General features: G+C 49.9%; 13 protein-coding genes and 7 tRNA genes. 8 read left to right on the top strand and 12 right to left on the bottom strand.

What is annotated here, in order from left to right; all coding sequences use genetic code 11:
• Positions 1-8: 8 nt before the first annotated feature.
• Positions 9-380: a hypothetical protein gene (locus CWC22_RS07715; protein WP_125563240.1), complete on the bottom strand. Its 372-nt coding sequence runs from the start codon at positions 378-380 to the stop codon at positions 9-11.
• Between the two features lie 300 nt (positions 381-680).
• On the opposite strand from CWC22_RS07715, the gene CWC22_RS07710 reads away from it, so the two are divergent.
• Positions 681-1,613 (top strand): acetoacetate decarboxylase family protein, encoded by a 933-nt coding sequence (locus tag CWC22_RS07710; protein WP_138537876.1) that lies wholly within the window; start codon positions 681-683, stop codon positions 1,611-1,613.
• A 170-nt stretch (positions 1,614-1,783) separates the two neighbouring features.
• Here the strand turns inward: CWC22_RS07710 and CWC22_RS07705 are convergent, their stop codons facing one another.
• The 3 genes from CWC22_RS07705 to CWC22_RS07695 are packed head-to-tail and all read right to left on the bottom strand — an operon-like array spanning position 1,784 to position 5,934.
• A complete protein-coding gene (locus tag CWC22_RS07705; protein WP_138537875.1) occupies positions 1,784-2,860 on the bottom strand; it encodes a lipocalin-like domain-containing protein in 1,077 nt (358 codons plus the stop codon).
• Positions 2,861-2,870: 10 nt separating this feature from the next.
• Positions 2,871-5,285, bottom strand: coding sequence for an ABC transporter permease (locus CWC22_RS07700; protein ID WP_138537874.1), 2,415 nt, complete (start codon positions 5,283-5,285; stop codon positions 2,871-2,873).
• Positions 5,278-5,934: an ABC transporter ATP-binding protein gene (locus CWC22_RS07695; protein ID WP_138537873.1), complete on the bottom strand. Its 657-nt coding sequence runs from the start codon at positions 5,932-5,934 to the stop codon at positions 5,278-5,280. The genes CWC22_RS07700 and CWC22_RS07695 overlap by 8 nt, the downstream gene beginning before the upstream one ends.
• A gap of 278 nt (positions 5,935-6,212) precedes the next feature.
• Between CWC22_RS07695 and CWC22_RS07690 the strand changes: the two genes are divergently transcribed.
• From CWC22_RS07690 to CWC22_RS07660, 7 genes are read left to right on the top strand one after another with little or no spacing between them, the layout of a single operon-like run.
• Positions 6,213-7,481: an efflux RND transporter periplasmic adaptor subunit gene (locus CWC22_RS07690; protein WP_125563251.1), complete on the top strand. Its 1,269-nt coding sequence runs from the start codon at positions 6,213-6,215 to the stop codon at positions 7,479-7,481.
• A gap of 18 nt (positions 7,482-7,499) precedes the next feature.
• Positions 7,500-8,195, top strand: coding sequence for an ABC transporter ATP-binding protein (locus CWC22_RS07685; RefSeq protein ID WP_010385947.1), 696 nt, complete (start codon positions 7,500-7,502; stop codon positions 8,193-8,195).
• Positions 8,196-8,204: 9 nt separating this feature from the next.
• The gene (locus tag CWC22_RS07680) at positions 8,205-9,566 is read left to right on the top strand and encodes an ABC transporter permease (RefSeq protein ID WP_138537872.1); all 1,362 of its coding nucleotides are present in this window, start codon (positions 8,205-8,207) and stop codon (positions 9,564-9,566) included.
• 4 nt (positions 9,567-9,570) lie between these two features.
• Positions 9,571-10,791, top strand: coding sequence for an ABC transporter permease (locus CWC22_RS07675; protein ID WP_138537871.1), 1,221 nt, complete (start codon positions 9,571-9,573; stop codon positions 10,789-10,791).
• Between the two features lie 52 nt (positions 10,792-10,843).
• Complete coding sequence (locus tag CWC22_RS07670) at positions 10,844-12,175, top strand: sigma-54-dependent transcriptional regulator (RefSeq protein ID WP_138537870.1); 1,332 nt, start codon at positions 10,844-10,846, stop codon at positions 12,173-12,175.
• Positions 12,172-13,506, top strand: coding sequence for a sensor histidine kinase (locus CWC22_RS07665; RefSeq protein ID WP_138537869.1), 1,335 nt, complete (start codon positions 12,172-12,174; stop codon positions 13,504-13,506). Before CWC22_RS07670 ends, CWC22_RS07665 begins: the two co-directional genes overlap by 4 nt.
• A gap of 17 nt (positions 13,507-13,523) precedes the next feature.
• The gene (locus CWC22_RS07660) at positions 13,524-14,618 is read left to right on the top strand and encodes a hypothetical protein (RefSeq protein ID WP_138537868.1); all 1,095 of its coding nucleotides are present in this window, start codon (positions 13,524-13,526) and stop codon (positions 14,616-14,618) included.
• Positions 14,619-14,636: 18 nt separating this feature from the next.
• Here the strand turns inward: CWC22_RS07660 and CWC22_RS07655 are convergent.
• The 8 genes from CWC22_RS07655 to pgsA all read right to left on the bottom strand — a co-directional run bounded on the left by CWC22_RS07655 (position 14,637) and on the right by pgsA (position 16,439).
• Positions 14,637-14,710: transfer RNA gene (locus tag CWC22_RS07655), tRNA-Cys, on the bottom strand.
• 33 nt (positions 14,711-14,743) lie between these two features.
• Positions 14,744-14,819, bottom strand: a tRNA-Gly gene (locus CWC22_RS07650).
• A 182-nt stretch (positions 14,820-15,001) separates the two neighbouring features.
• Positions 15,002-15,088: transfer RNA gene (locus tag CWC22_RS07645), tRNA-Leu, on the bottom strand.
• A 32-nt stretch (positions 15,089-15,120) separates the two neighbouring features.
• A tRNA-Gly gene (locus CWC22_RS07640) sits at positions 15,121-15,196 on the bottom strand.
• A 127-nt stretch (positions 15,197-15,323) separates the two neighbouring features.
• Positions 15,324-15,410 (bottom strand) — tRNA-Leu (locus tag CWC22_RS07635).
• 37 nt (positions 15,411-15,447) lie between these two features.
• A tRNA-Cys gene (locus tag CWC22_RS07630) sits at positions 15,448-15,521 on the bottom strand.
• Between the two features lie 32 nt (positions 15,522-15,553).
• Positions 15,554-15,629, bottom strand: a tRNA-Gly gene (locus CWC22_RS07625).
• Positions 15,630-15,893: 264 nt separating this feature from the next.
• Positions 15,894-16,439, bottom strand: coding sequence for a CDP-diacylglycerol--glycerol-3-phosphate 3-phosphatidyltransferase (gene pgsA, locus CWC22_RS07620; protein ID WP_058795033.1), 546 nt, complete (start codon positions 16,437-16,439; stop codon positions 15,894-15,896).
• Positions 16,440-16,451 lie beyond the last annotated feature (12 nt).

Below are 16,451 nucleotides of genomic sequence, written 5' to 3'. Positions count from 1 at the left end.
ATTAGGTTTTACTGTTCAAAATACTGTTTTGCGTCACTGGCGTACAACACCCACATCGCTAACGCGGGATAGATAAACAAATCCGCCAACGCCCACAGGGGTACCTCTTCCTCGGCTGCAAGCAGCAAGTCGGCCCCCTGCACAAAGACACAAATCCATACGGTATAAAAAAAGAACTTACGTCCGCTGGGCTTTTTCTTTGCTATATGCCACATCGCCACAAACTGGATAAAAACCATAGTTAGCCAGAACAGCATCAGGATCATGGCTTCCGACGCCTGCTCAGATATCAGGTACCCCAATACAGAAGTGGCTAGCGGCCAAAGGCCATAGCCGACAAAACACACCAACACGGTGATCAACACCACAAAAGGGATCATAAATACCTACTTTTTATCGACTCAGGAGCGAGCCGGATTACACTATATAGTGACACAACAAATGGCTCTGCTCGGCCTGTCCATGTAAATGGTCGCGCAGTGTACAATATTGCAAATAAAGAAAGAATAGTTGGTTTACACTCTTATACATTTTGTACAGTGCTCTCCTTTAACTCACCTCTTCCATTTACTTTTCACCAAAGCATGTTAGCCTAGTCCCGCTTTTGCGCCCTAACAATTAAAGCAATGCGCATCAGCAGTTTCCATGCAAGGAAAACCCTAGCTAAAAAAGGACCAAATATGAATATAAAACCCCTCCTGCTCAGCGCCATGCTGGTATTGAGCAATACCGGCTATGCCACTGATCTTAGCGAAACCTATCCGGTAACCAGCACCACTTATCTGTCTGATGGCACCGCTGTTAGCATGCCTTTTCATGTTAAGGGTGAAGCCACCAGTGCCGTCGTTGGCTTAATAGATGCTAATGTTGCACAGTTCTTTTTGTGGAACTGGCAATGGGAACCTGTCCGCCTGCATTGTGAAGGAGCAGCCTCAAAAGGCATAGGTGCACTGTATACACAAAAAATTACCAGCAGCCCTGCCGGTGCGTATAACGAGACGATATCAAGCTTTTATGTTAAACGCCGTGGCAGCGCAGACCCGGTTTTGCCCTGTCCGGGAGATATGACCCTTGCCAGTGCACAGCTGGATTTCACCGGTAAAGTGCTGGCTGCATTGGCAGCAGCAAACGCAGAGCAACAAGCGGCCGGAAAACCACATAACTATGCCCTTTACAACCAGCACCTGATGCTGGACAACCCCATTGCAATCAAAGCAGGTCGCGAAATCTGGGGTTACCCCAAGCAGGCAGCGGATGTGTCGATAGATATCACGCCACACCAACATACATTGACTCTGGCAAACCAATATACCGGAAAAGCTATGCTGGATGTCTCCTACACGCGCCAGATCGGGGTCAACCTGCCACTACATTCTGTCGGCGACAACGTACTCCCAGACTATCTGCTACCTGATTTTGGCAAAGTGCCTCAATTAAGCGGCGTATTATCGAGCGACAGTGGCTGGATGATGCCATTTGTGGGAGAGTTTACCATCCACTCCCGTGCCAGTCTTACAACGTTTTTCCTCGCGGAAAGCGACTTTACCCCTATCGCGGTGCTAGAATTTCCTGACGTCTCAGGTGTTGCCCTGCCCCTGTACGACCGGGAATAACCTCTGACCCCGCCAGGCCACATAATTAATTACTGATTAGATGCACTGGCGCGGCAAGGGCTGTGTGAATGAAATACTGAACCTGTATCTCTTTATCATCACAGCCCTGAGCACAAGATTGACCACCTACTCAACTTTTATGCGCCCAGGCCAAGGCGAGGACGTATTGTTCAATAGCCAAACAATTCACCATAACCCGTTGCAACAAATCCACCGCGGCTGCGTATCCGCCCCTCCCAGTAAGGTACACTCAGGCGATTAAAAGAATCGCGCTGCAATACATCAATGACCACGGCTTCTTTGCCTGGTACCTGCAACTGCCAGCTTATCGGATGCGTTACATTGCGAGTTTGCGCCCTGTTAAGTACTGTTAAACTGACCTGCTCGTGCGGGTAGGCCGTAACCTTGCCAGATGGAGATATCTCTGAGGCACTGCAATAGGCATAGGCTTGTGTTGCATCTCGAGTACAAAATGCCATCAAAGCACCTTGCCCGGGGTTCTCGCCTTGTAAACTGAACCAATCCCAGCCACCGTGCTGACTATCAATCAGACCTGATGACCATTCCCTGTCTAACCAGGCCCGGCCAGAGACTTCATGTGATCTGCCTGCATAGGTCAGCGTGCCTGTCACTTGTAAAAAGGGATAACTGTAGTAAAAGGAAGCATGACCTTGCTGAGTTTTCTGACTGTACCCCTGCTTGCCATGCAAGACCAGTGGGCTGCTTGCCAGCTTAATATCCAGGCCAAAATCGGCCTCCTTACTTTGCAATCGTAAAGGTAAAAACGACGCCTCTTGACTGGCCAGCTGCCAATCACCCAAACGGGCGATAAAAGGACTGGCCTGTACGTCAACCTGCCCGGCTCTGCCATAGCGCTCAAACGCATGATGTGTCTGACCGTTTTGTATAGCAAAATGGGCAAAGTAAAGCTGTCCATCCCACCAGGGAGAAGACTGAAAGGCCGAAAACCCCGGATCGCGGATCCGAAACAACGTCCATTGCACCCCAAACTGAACGCCGTCTTGTGCCGTCAAGTTGCCAGTAACATACCACCACTCCACTCCTTGTTCTGGATGGGCACCGTGGTCGCGCGGAAACGTCAGTGTCTGAGCGGCATCCACGGGTGTACCCAGCGTCTGACCGAGCACCGCCATCGCCGCATTGTTATTGTCTGTTTCAGGCGCAGCAGGCTGACACCCCGTTACCATCAGCAGGAATAAAAGCCAATGTAATTTGATGCAATGCATAGTGGGCTCCTTATAACTGTGCGACATTATCGGCCACATTGCGCCTGATCAGTGTTAATAAAGGGATCGCACTGACCACCAAAGCCAACAACAGCACCACAGCGCAGAACCCCCAAATATCGCTCCAGCTAAGTACCATTGCCATGCTCCAGCCAAAAGCGATGGGCATCACATAGGCTAATAATACCCAGCCCAACAAGATCCCCAGCGGCACCGCCAGTAACAAGGTCAGACCGAGAATAAGTCCGGCCTGAGAGAGTTTCAGCACCAATAATTGGCCCTGAGTCACCCCTAACGTTTGTAATACGGCCATCGGCTGCAACTGCTGTCGTCCAAGCGTTAAAAAGCTCACCCAAACGCCAAATAACGCAATCAACATAATGCAGAGATTCAGTGCATGGGTTACCAGAAAAGTTTGACTAAATAATTGCTTTGCAAAACGCTTAAACACTTGATTGTGGATCAACTGGTGTCCGGTCAGTGACCAACGCTGGCTAATGACATCAGCCAGTTGCTCTGAGTCAACTCCCTCGTGAAGCGTTAACATAAAACCGACCGCTTCATACAAAAATGCCTGCTGTGCAATGACTGAATTACTGACTACCAGGCTCATGCCGGGCTCGCCGTAATCATAAAATACACCGGTGATCTGACAATGAAAAGAGTGCGGTCCCTGCTGCACTTCAAGCTGACTGCCAACGACTAGGCCATAGCGGCGCATACCCGGCTCGTTGACAAGACAAGGGATGCTATCATTGCTCAGGTTAAGGTGAACAGCCTCCAGAGGCTGTTTGTTCAGCAAAGTCAGATGCTGATGATAACGAAAGTCTTCACCAAAGCTCATCAGTGTCACAGGCACCGTCTCATTGGTCACCTTGACCTCACTTTGTGCCGACCAGTAAATCCCCACCTGCTTAACTGCTTGCATATCTGCCAAAGCCTGACGCATCTGTGTAGTCGGATTATCCGGTCTGACATATAGATCGGCATTCAGGCGGGTTTGTAAGTGGGTATCCAATGCACTGCTGAAACTCCCCACCATCACCTGCATGCCAATCGCTGCGCCCATTGCCATCAAAATGGCTAACACCGAACTCAGCAGCGCTGGCAATTGCGTCAGACTATCGGCCCTCAGCCAGCCGAGCAACGGAGCCCGGGTTGGCCAGTGCACCCGAAACACCAGACGCACCAGTGGCGGTGTCAACGCAAAAAACACCAGCAACACACAAACACACAGTAACAAAGCTTGCCACTTGGTCTGTGCCAGGTGCAATAATAACCCCCCTCCGACACAGGCCAGAGATAGTAGCGCCAGGGTCAGCCACTTCGCCAATTGCTGCGCGAGACGCGTTTGCAACACCACAAAGCCAGCCAGTATCATTAAGTTCAGCACACTGCCGATAAGCACGAGCACAGCATCAAAGCGCACTGTCAGAGCCCGATCCAGCTGATAAAAACTGCTCAATACCGTGCTGATGTCACCCATCATGGCATTGGCCATCAGCACCCCAAGCAGATTACCCAATGTCGCTGCCAGCACACTCAATATCGCAACTTCCAGACACAGCGCCTTAAGTAACTGGCTCTGTCGGCACCCTAGCGTGGCCATTTGCTGCTGCAAGGACAAACGGCTTTGATAGGCAAGTTTGATGGCATTGAGGCTTAAAAATGCGCCCACCACATAGCCCAGTAAGGCCAGAGCCTGTAGGTTAAAGAAAAAGGCCCCTGACAGGGCGTCGAAAGTTTGTGCCTCAGCAGACTCCAGTCGTGCGGCACTGCCAAGCATGTCCACCAGCTGCTGTCGCTGAAGCGCATTCAGACCCGTCACTTCAAAATAGCTGATCTGCCCCTGCGCCTTCAATAATCGGTCTGCCAGACTGATATCCATCAGTGCATAGTGACCAGTGCCCTCCAATGGGCTGACCGGATAGCTGTCTCCCTCAAAACGCAATACAGGCTTTCCAAGTTGCAATCTGGTCGTCAGTTCAGGTGACATAAACAATGTGTCGAACAAGGGGGAGTCGCTGTGAGGTTGAGCAGCGTCGCCTGATACCGGCTTTGCAGCACCAGCCGTTTGCCATTGCAATAAGTTGATACCCCGGATGGCGACCAGCTTGTCGTCGTCACTTCTGAGGCGCCCCTCCAGTACAGGGTGAGCCTGCTCAAACCCAGCCGCTGAAAGCCGTTGCCAGAGTGAAAAAGGTAAACCTGTTTTTCCCAATGGCGGACGAATAAAGTGACTTACTGGCTGCGCTAATAACGCCGTACTGGTTTGATAGCGCTTTGAGGCTTCCTGGTTTAAACCCAGTGTAGCACTGAGCAAGGCGCTGCCCAGACTCAGACCGATCAAAAACAACACCAGCAGCCCTCTATGGCGCCGATAATACTGGGCATAAGTCAGCAGGATGAGTCTCAGTTCACTCATGTAAACGCCCATCGCGTAACGCCACCTGACGGGGCAACTGTGCAGCCAGGGCACGGCTGTGGGTAACCATGATCAAATTTACCCTTTGCTCCTGACATAAGGTCATCAACAGTTCCAGTACTTCCTGACTGCGCATGCTGTCCAGATTCCCCGTAGGCTCATCAGCAAGCAGTACGCTGGGCCGATTAAGCAAGGCTCGGGCAATCCCGACACGCTGTTGCTCGCCCCCGCTTAACTGCGCAGGATAAACATCGAGCTTGTCACCCAGCCCCAGGCGCTCTGCCATTATGGTAATTTCTTTGTGACTTATGGCGCGGCCGTTGAGGCGTGCCTGAAAAGCCATGTTATCCGCCACATTAAGCGGACTAAGTAACTGGTAATGCTGAAAGATCATGCCAATCGTACGACGATACAAAGCCAGCTGCTTGGCATTATAGGTATGTATTGCCTGCTCATTTATATGTACTGTGCCGGAGTCTGGGCTAAGCAACCCGGCCAGTATGTTGAGCAAGGTCGTTTTGCCAGAGCCACTGTCGCCAGTGAGCGCAACCTGCTCAGCCCCCGATACCGACCAGCTCAGGCCGTCCAGCACATTCCGATATCCAGCGCCATCTCGACGTCTGAACGTTATCTCATCTAACCGGATCATCGCACCTCCATTACCACTTACTTAACAGCAACTTAGTATAATCTTCATGGTACAGGATCGAATCGGCAAAGCCAGTGCATTCTGAGATACCAGCACCCCTGTGAGTGGCATACTGTCCGGACACTCAGCCACTGTCCGCGTACTGTCCGCTGTCCGTCCGTTGCTGTTACGGCGCGCAACACAAAAAACAAATAAACCCATAATTTCAATAGGTTAAGTTTTGGCACCAATTTTGTAATAAGTACTTGTAATCGAGTAAACAAGGAGCCGTACCAGGCATGATCCGAGATACCAAACAACAAGATAAAGCAATCCCACAAACGCGCAGATTACCGCGCTGGTGGATAGGTGCAACCGCCGCAGTCGGACTCATCAGTGCCGCCACTGCTTCATACAGCAGTTTTGATCAGCTACTCAGCGCCGACCAGGTGGTGTCCTTACAAACACTGCGTACCGCTACCGTTGTAAGAGGCGACATGGTTCAGGACCTGCGTGTTGAAGGCCGTACTATGGCCGCAGACAGCCCCTCCCTGTATGCCATTGCAGCCGGAACAGTCACTTTGTTTGTCAAAGCAGGCGACGAGATTGAAGCAGGTCAGGCCCTGCTAACCATTGACAGCCCGGAGCTTCGTAACCAACTCCTTCAGGAAGAAGCGACACTGGCACGTCTGGAGATGGACGTAAGTCGCCAGAAAATAGCAATAAAACAACAGCAGCTGGACAACACCCAGCAAATGGAACTGGCCAAAGTCGAGCTGGAAGCCGCGCAAAGTGAAATGGCCCGTGCCCGCACCAGTATTGAAAAACAAATCATCTCAAAGGAAGAACTGGAACAGACCCAGGTGGCCCTCAAGCGCGCTGAACTTAACGAGCGTCACGCCATCGCGAGTCTGCAACTGGCGCAGGAACGCCTGAGTTTTGAATTAAAAAGTAGTGAGCTGAACTTGACCCGTCAGCGTCACCTCACCGAAGAACTGCGTCGTCAGGTTGAGGCACTGACACTGCATTCACCTTTATCCGGTATTGTCGGCACGCTGAATGTACAGCAAAAACAACATGTGCAACGCGATACCCCATTAATGTCGCTGGTTAACCTCAATGAGCTGGAAGTTGAGGCCTACATTCCGGAAAACCTGGCGGATGAGCTGGGGATCGGTCTGCACGCTAACGTACAAATCAACAACGAGCAATACAGCGCAACGCTAGTTGCCATTTCTCCTGAAGTTGAACAAGGTCAGGTACGCGGCCGTATTCGCTTTAGCGAGCAACCTGGCAATTTACGTCAGAACCAAAGAGTGAATGCACAGATCATCATTGCCCAAAAGCAAAACGTATTAAAAGTCGAACGCGGTGCCTTTGTGGAAACCGGTGCATCCCGCACTGCCTACAAAATTGAACAAAACTCCGCGCTCAGAACCCCAATTTCATTGGGTGTCAAAAGTGTCCGAGAAGTGGAAATTACCCAGGGGCTGCAACCTGGTGATACAATCATCATCTCAAGTCTGGCAGCTTTCGGGCAATCTCAGCACGTGATCCTCAGCGAATAATAATAAAAGGAACATCCCATGTTACGTATGAAAAATATCAGTAAAATCTACCGTACCGAGCTGGTCGAAACACACGCCCTGTCAGACGTTAACTTTACCGTTGAAGAAGGTGAGTTTATTGCCGTTACGGGCCCTTCAGGCTCAGGTAAAACCACCTTTCTGAATATCACCGGATTACTCGAAAGCTTTGAGCAAGGAACTTATGAACTGGATGGAGAAGACGTCAGCACCCTGGGCGATAAACAGCTGTCTCAGCTTCGCAATGAAAAAATTGGCTTTATTTTCCAGGGGTTTAACCTGATAGGCGACCTCAACCTCTATGACAACATCGAGGTCCCCCTGATTTTCCGGGGTCTGTCAGCCAAAGCCCGCAAACAACGCATCGAGGAAAGTCTGGAGTTAGTGGGCCTGGGCGGTCGTGCCAGCCACTTTCCTGCCCAGCTCAGTGGTGGTCAGCAGCAGCGGGTTGCAATTGCCCGGGCGCTTGCGGGTAAACCACGATTTTTACTCGCCGATGAGCCAACCGGTAATCTGGACACTATGATGGCCAGACAGGTGATGGATCTATTGGAGGAGATAAACCGTCAGGGCACCACTTTGCTGATGGTTACCCATGATCATGAGCTGGCACAGCGAGCACATCGCAATATTCAAATTCTCGACGGTCAACTGCGAGATATCAATAAGAATGAACTGGTCGAACTGATCTCTTAGGTGATTGCGATGAAGGATTTAATGCAACTGGCCTGGCGCGGGCTGAAACAAAAACGCAAACTGACCTTGCTAATGGTACTCAATCTGGCTATCGGGATCACCCTGCTGTTAACTATGGGTACCATAGTGACACGCAGCGGACACTCCCCTATCGACGAAAGAGCCGAGCGGATATATCACGTCAGCCTTAACTTTATGGACCCGGAGTTTGAACGACGTACGGCGTTTCGCTCGCCGCCGCTGACCTACCGGGACGCAGAAGCCGTTTCCGAGGCCTTTAATTCAAACCCAATGATCCGTTTGTCACTTAATTACACCACTTCGTTTGTACTTGACCTGCCGGATAAAAGCGTCAGACCGGTTACCGCGGAGGCCTCTGCCGCTGATGCAAATTATTTTGAATTGCTCCAGGTGCCATTTATTTATGGTGCCCCGTGGCGCGCGGAGATGCAGAATGACGCTGTGATCGTACTGGATAAAAAAGCCAATGACTTATTATTCGGTGGAGAAAACTCGGTTGGCAAACAGGTGGTTATCAACAACCGTCAGCTAGAAGTGGTTGGCGTCATGGACATTTCAGCTTATCTGCGTCGTTTTCAGAACATGCGTTTTCAAGGCCGGGCTAATGATATGGCAGTTGTACCATTAGGGTACGCGCATGCTAATAACCTGCCTCGCACTGGCTATATGCCATGCCGAACTAAGGAAGAAGCCGCACGAACACGTTATCGTCGCGAAGATGCGCAGGGGCTCAAAAACGCTGAATGTGGGTATCTGCATGGCTGGGCAATGCTGGACCCCATGCAACTCGACAATAGTCATGCAGAGCTGACCTTATGGGCACGCAATTATGCACAGCAACAGACCTCGCTGGGTCGCTTCAGCCACGCCGAGCCCTACTACCTGACGCAGCTGGCCAGCCTCAATGACAGAATGAGTGACAACCTGTACTGGGAGCAAATTTATCTTAAGTTCGCCTACCTGCTCTTTGCTATCTGCTTGATCAACACCATTGGGATTCTGCTGGCAAAAAACCAAAGCCGGGCAAAACTGGTGTCTCTGTACCGGGCGCTGGGTGCAAACAAACTTTATATCCTTAAAATCCAACTGCTGGAACTCAGTATGCTTAGCAGTGCTGCCATTATACTGGGGTTGTTGCTGGCACAGTTTGGCTTGATTGCGATGTTCCATTTGGCCTTGTATCAGGCCGATTACCTGGCCGACGCAGAGCAGGTACGCCGTATGTACAGCATGGACATCCCCTTTGCGCTGCAAGCTGCCGTGGGTATTTTTGTGGCGATATTTACCACCGGGCTTTACCCCATAGTGAAAGCCAGCCGCACCGCGCCCGCAGCACAGTTAAGAGGATAAAACTATGTCTTTGAAACATATAATCAAAATCATCTTCAAGCACCGCAATATCTCTTTGATGATCCTGATCCAAATTGCCATTGCGGTGACTATAGTCGGCAATGCCAGTTTTATCAGCTACGGAACGCTCAAAAACTGGCTGATCCCCTCCCACCTGGACGAAGTGGAGATACTCAACGTTTACACCAAAGTATTCGACAACCAGGTGGATAAATCGGCCATGATCCAACGGGATTTGACTAACCTCAGCGCCTTGCCTGACGTGACTCAGGTGACCTATGCCAGCAATGAGCTGGTACTGGCCACCGTCGCGGGCAGCAACCTGGTTTATAAAACCATCCAGGAAGATGAAGCAGGCTTTGAAAACGCGCAATTTGACGTAACCTCTCAAGGGGTAGCCACGCTGGGATTAAACATCACACAAGGACGCGACTTCTACCCTAATGAGTTTGTTTATGCCGCTGCTTCACAAAATCGTTATGCCAGTGTGGTGTTGATCAGTGAAGCCCTGGCCAAAACGCTGTTTGGCGAGCAAAGTGCGCTGGGTCAGACCGTCTATTTACAACGAGCCCGTCGCCCCTACCAGGTGGTCGGAGTGTATGCCGATAAGATGCTAGGAGAAGGTGCTGTTTATGAACAACACTGGTACCACTCTACCATAGTGCCTCAGGCGCACTTTGGCAGCACAGATGTAAACTACTTACTCAGAGTCAAAAAAGGCACCAGCGAAGCCATTCTTCAAGAGGTTGAAGATCAATTGTATCTGCAACACGGACGGATCGTAGAGCGGGTTGAGTTTGCTGCCAGAGCGAAAAAGCGCTTATGGGATGGCCGCAGTACCTTTGCATTCATCATGATAGGGATCAGCGTTATCGCCATTGTTGTGACCGGATTTGGTATTATTGGATTGGTTTCCTTTTCGGTCTCTATCCGTAAAAAAGACATTGGGATCCTGCGTGCACTGGGTGCCAGTCAGCATACTGTGCTCAAGGCGCTGCTGATGGAAAACGCCCTGCTGGCACTGGCAGGCATTCTATTGGGTAGTTTCGCGGCCATGTGGTTAAACAATTATTTTGTCACCCATTTACGCGCACAAGGACTGGTTGAGCCCTGGCTCGCCCTGCTGGTTGCGCTGTCAGTCTGGCTACTCAGCGCCGCTGCGGTCTATATTCCTGTCCGTAAAGCCGCTAATATAGCCCCTGCCAGGGTTACCAAAACCAATTAAAATAAGGGCTGCAAAGCCCTTTCATATTTACAACAATAACGATAAAAACACGATGCAACATAAAATTCTCGTCATTGATGACAATACAGATGTCATAAAAGCGCTCAAGATTCTTTTTTTAATAAATGACATCGACTGCGAAGGTGCCAGTTCGCCTGAACAAGGGCTGGCAATGCTGCAATCCCAGGATTACGACTTAGTGATCCAGGATATGAACTTTACCAGTGACACCACCTCTGGCGAAGAGGGCAAGGCCCTGTACCACCAGATCCGAACACTCAACCCGGATCTGCCCATTATCCTGCTGACCGCCTGGGCCCAGCTGGAAATGGCGGTGGAGTTAATTAAGCACGGTGCCGCAGATTATATCGCCAAACCCTGGCAGGATGATAAATTGCTCAGTTCGGTCAATAACCTGCTAGAGATGTATCAGCTGCAACAGTCCCAAACACGCAGCAACAAGCAGTTCAAGCTCAAACGAGATAAGCTGAGCGCACACTACGATCTCAGCGGTCTGATCTTTGCCGATCAGGCTATGCTGTCACTGCTTGAAACGGCAACACAGGTGGCCTACTCCGACGCGCAAGTGTTAATCACAGGTCCCAACGGTGCGGGTAAAGAGAAAATTGCAGAACTCCTGGTTGCTAACAGTGCCTACCGGGACAAGCCCTTTATCCGCGTCAATGCTGGTGCACTGCCTGCTGAACTGATTGAAGCTGAGCTGTTTGGTGTTGTCAGTGGCGCATATACCGGAGCTACTAAAAGTCGTGAAGGCCGGTTTGCCGCCGCCGATGGGGGCACTCTGTTCCTTGATGAAATTGGTAATTTGCCACTGACAGGCCAGCAAAAACTGCTCAGGGTGCTGCAAACCGGCGAGTTCGAAGCCGTTGGCAGCAGTAAAACCCAGCGGGTTAAAGTCAGAGTGATCAGCGCAACCAATGCCAACCTCAATGAGGCCATAGCACGAGGTACATTCAGACAAGATTTGTACTATCGGCTCAATATGATTGAACTACGTTTACCGCCACTGGCAGAGCGCCCTGACGACATCATTCCACTTGCCCAACACTTTTTGGCCGCAGATAAAGTACTCAGTGAGGGCGCCCAGCGTTTGCTCAAGCGCTACAGCTGGCCGGGCAACGTTCGCGAGCTGCAAAATGTCATAGGTCGGGCAGAGCTGCTTGCCAGTGGAAAACAGATTGAAGCCGCAGATCTGGGCCTGAGCACTTCGGCCTCAACCATGGTCAATCACGAATTTAGCATCGAAGATATAACCCAGGCGCTGGACAAACACCAGGGTAACGTCACCCATGCAGCAAAAAGCCTGGGGTTGAGTCGTCAGGCCATGTACCGCCGTATGGACAAGTTCGGGATCAAGCGATGAGCACGTCCTCACATTGGTCTTTTTCAGGCAGAATATTGCTAAGCAGTGGCTGTGTACTTACGTGTGCACTGATTGCACTGGCCATTGCGCTGCACCATCAGGTTCCGGTGTTCTTTGCCTGCTCAGTGATCCTGTTGGTGTCATTGATGATGTTGTTTTTGCTGCTGGGCCACTATACCAGACGTCGTCAACGCATACTGGCCACGCTGGAAGATGGAATAAAAAGTATTAAGGATGGTGATCTGTCGCTGCGAATTTCACCGACTCCGGATCCTGATTTGGCCAGGCTGATTGACTTATATAACCAGCTCACCACAAACCTCAAACAGCAAAAACAAAAGCTGAATCAAAAAGAACTGGTACTGGACAGCATAGTGCAGGCCTCCCCTATGGCGACCTTGTTACTTGATAAACAGCATCACATTGTTTATCACAATGCCGCTGCTCGGCAGTTGTTGCACAAACAACCAGGTGCGCTCACAGGCAGCTCACTGGAAGTCGCGTGCGATGCCTTACCGGCAGCGCTAGCTCAGGCACTCAATAGCGGATATACAGGGATGCTGAGTTTCGAGCAACAAGAACAAAAACATACCTATTATCTCGGAGTGGAACCTGTCACGTTGAATTACCAACCACATAGCCTGATCATTTGCAAAAACGTCTCTGCAGAACAGAACCGCGAAGAGATCATGCTATGGAAAAATGCCATTCGTCTGATCAGCCATGAATTAAATAACTCGCTGGCACCGATCCAGTCACTGACCAGCTCGGCACAAACCATGTTAAACCAGCACAAGCACCTTGAGCTGCTCCCAGACATGCTGGATACCGTGTCACAACGCGCTCATAATCTCAGCGAATTTATTCAGCGTTATGCCGAATATGCGCGCTTGCCTGCGCCCAGTTGCGCTGCTCATGCGATTGCACCGCTACTCGAACGTCTGCAGGCTCTGTACCCTTTTACTTTGCTGGGAACGGTCCCTGCGGACACCGGCTACTTCGATGTTGCGCAAGTTGAACAGGTTTTACTGAATTTGCTCAAAAATGCCCATGAATCAGGGAGTGACAGGGCCGATATCTCCGTGAGAGTAGTCCAATCCCAAACCCGCCTGAGGTTTGCCGTTGTGGATCGAGGCTCTGGGATCCTGCCAGGTAATTTACATCAGGCACTGCAGCCTTTTTACTCAACCAAAGCACAGGGAACCGGGCTGGGTTTAAGCCTGTGTCATGACATCATCACGGCCCACCAGGGTCAGTTAAGGTTGCGCAACCGAGAAAAAGGTGGCCTGATGGTAGAATTCGATTTACCTTTAGGGGAAAACACCCACTAACTGAAATAGGACAAGGAATGACTGTTCACTCACCTCTGCTTTGTAGCCTGCTGCTTGGCACCCTGATACTCAGTGGCTGTAAAACGCGCTCTCAGATACCTCAAGCTCCGAAAGTAAGCACCTTGCCTTGCTGGGTTCAGTCTCCAAAACAAGCCAATCAACTTGGCTTTGTTGGCACCGCAGCTCCATTTAGTGCTATCCCTAATGGCTCGGAGCTGGCCAGCCGCACCCGGGCACTGAAGAAACTCGCGACCTATCACAATATTAAATTACAGCGCCGTGACATGCAAAACGTCACACATGATCAATCTACTCAGATATTATCCTCAGGCCACACTGTTTATTACTCAACGCCCTTTAACACCGAAGATACACAATACAGTTACGTCAGCTTTGAGCCGTTGAAAACCAGTGCCACCTGTGCTGTTCGCCAATGCGATTTTGTCCAGTGTAAGCCTGCCTGGCTGTGCGACAATGATACACACAGACAGGTCCTGGGTGTCAGTTACTATACCGCATCGCCGCATGAGCAGCTCCAGATGAGTGAGCGTAACGCAATGACCGTCGCGAGTTTTCTGACACAGGCCCAGGTCAATGCCACAGAATACTTAAAACAACGAGCTATCAGCCGTGAAGGTAACGTACATCATGAGGTGAACTACAATCGCAACGGTGAAGTCGATGCCCGTGGCACGCCCACACACCTGGCTTTACATCAAAGCTGTCAGTATGGCTCAACGCTGATAGGCCAGTATAAGCCCGTAGACCAGGCTGTACTCAATGCGCCAGTGCTGCCAGATATTAACGACATGACGCAACAGGGCAAGCTTGTATTGGGGGCCTTTGGTGAAGATGGCACTATGACCTCAGATAACCTGCTCAGCACAGCTATCAGGCTCGCCATTCAAGATGCGTTGATCGAGCTTGCAAAAAACAAAGGGATCACGATAGAGACACAGGTTGAAGTAACACAACACAAAGGGCATTACCTGCTCGAAAGCAGCGAGTTTACCATTAACGAACATGTCAGCGGTGAGTTAATTGACCTGAAAATTCAGTACAAAAATGATGTGCCAGTGATTTATGTCTGGTTATTGGAAATAATGAATTAAGAAGATTTGATAAGGGAATGGAGGCGGAACCCGGAGTCGAACCGAGGTAGACGGATTTGCAATCCGCTGCATGGCCACTCTGCCATTCCGCCGCATTGTATTGATACTTAGTGTATCAGAAAGATTGGAGCGAGTAACGAGGTTCGAACTCGTGACCTCAACCTTGGCAAGGTTGCGCTCTACCAGCTGAGCTATACTCGCGTTCCATATTGCTTTTTAACTTAGTGGGTAAATGTAATAAACAAGGTTGCGTCTTTTCATTCATCCAGCTGAGCTATACTCGCGTTCCACATTGTGTTTTATAGAAAATAAAAACACATTTTATTTTCGCTACTTTAACTTAATCTTACTGTCATATCAAGCGATTAAGCTATGAGTAACAATGGTGCCCGGGGCCGGACTTGAACCGGCACGCTGTTACCAGCGAGGGATTTTAAATCCCTTGTGTCTACCAATTCCACCACCCGGGCATCGGGTTTGCTAGAGCATTCATTGTTTAAATTGGAGCGAGTAACGAGGTTCGAACTCGTGACCTCAACCTTGGCAAGGTTGCGCTCTACCAGCTGAGCTATACTCGCGTTCCATAATGCTTTTTAACTTAGTGGGTAAATGTAAGATACAAGGTTGCGTCTTTTAATTCATCCAGCTGAGTTATACTCGCCTTCCAGTAGCTGGTTAACAATTAAGTTAACTTGCTATAAACAATGGTGCCCGGGGCCGGACTTGAACCGGCACGCTGTTACCAGCGAGGGATTTTAAATCCCTTGTGTCTACCAATTCCACCACCCGGGCATCGGGCTGCTTTCGCATGTGGAGTTTGTTGAGAAAATGGAGGCGGAACCCGGAGTCGAACCGAGGTAGACGGATTTGCAATCCGCTGCATGGCCACTCTGCCATTCCGCCACACTAACCTGACTAAGTCAGAAAAGAGAATTTGGAGCGAGTAACGAGGTTCGAACTCGTGACCTCAACCTTGGCAAGGTTGCGCTCTACCAGCTGAGCTATACTCGCACTCCAGAAGCTTTTTAACTTAGTGAATAGGTAAGATGCAAGGTTGCGTCTATTCTTTAATCCAGCTGAGTTATACTAACGTTCCGTACAAGTTCAATACTTTCAGTAAATTGAAGCGTTTTGAACTTCTCTTTTTGTTAGGCTGTTGCCTCTCAACACGGACGCATTCTACAGAAGTTCCGGGAGGCGTCAACATAAAAAATGAAGCTTTTTAATCGTTTGCTTATTTTTTATCTAAAACGCTTTGTATTCAGCCAACCTTTACTAAGATTTAATCAATTCCGTACGGGCAGCATAGAAATATTGCACCATAGACACCACAGTTAGCAAAGTTGCAATGGCTAACAATGCATAACTCAATGTCACCATCCAGGGAGCAAACTGCCAGATCAGACCAATAATGGCCAACATTTGTGCTGCCGTTTTAAACTTACCTAAAGAAGATACAGCCACATGACCTCGCTTGCCCTGCTCTGCCATCCATTCTCTCAAAGCAGAGATAACAATTTCACGACTAATTATGACAATGGTGGCTACCGTCATAAACATGTTCTGATAATGCGTTGCTAATACGACCAGTGCCACACTGACCATCACTTTGTCAGCCACAGGATCCAGAAAAGCGCCAAATGGCGTTGATTGCTCCAGCTTACGTGCCAGATAACCATCGAGAATGTCAGTCACTGATGCCAGCCAAAAGATAAAAGCGGCAGCAAAAAAAGCCCATGAATAAGGCAAGTAAAAGACCACTGCAAAAACAGGAATAAGTAACAACCTAAATGTTGTGAGCGTGTTTGGAATGTTCCACATAACTACTAAGAG

Origin of the sequence: Pseudoalteromonas rubra (assembly GCF_005886805.2) — a bacterium.
In the GTDB taxonomy this organism is placed as follows: domain Bacteria; phylum Pseudomonadota; class Gammaproteobacteria; order Enterobacterales; family Alteromonadaceae; genus Pseudoalteromonas; species Pseudoalteromonas rubra_D.
This window is presented reverse-complemented; position numbering and strand designations above follow the sequence as displayed.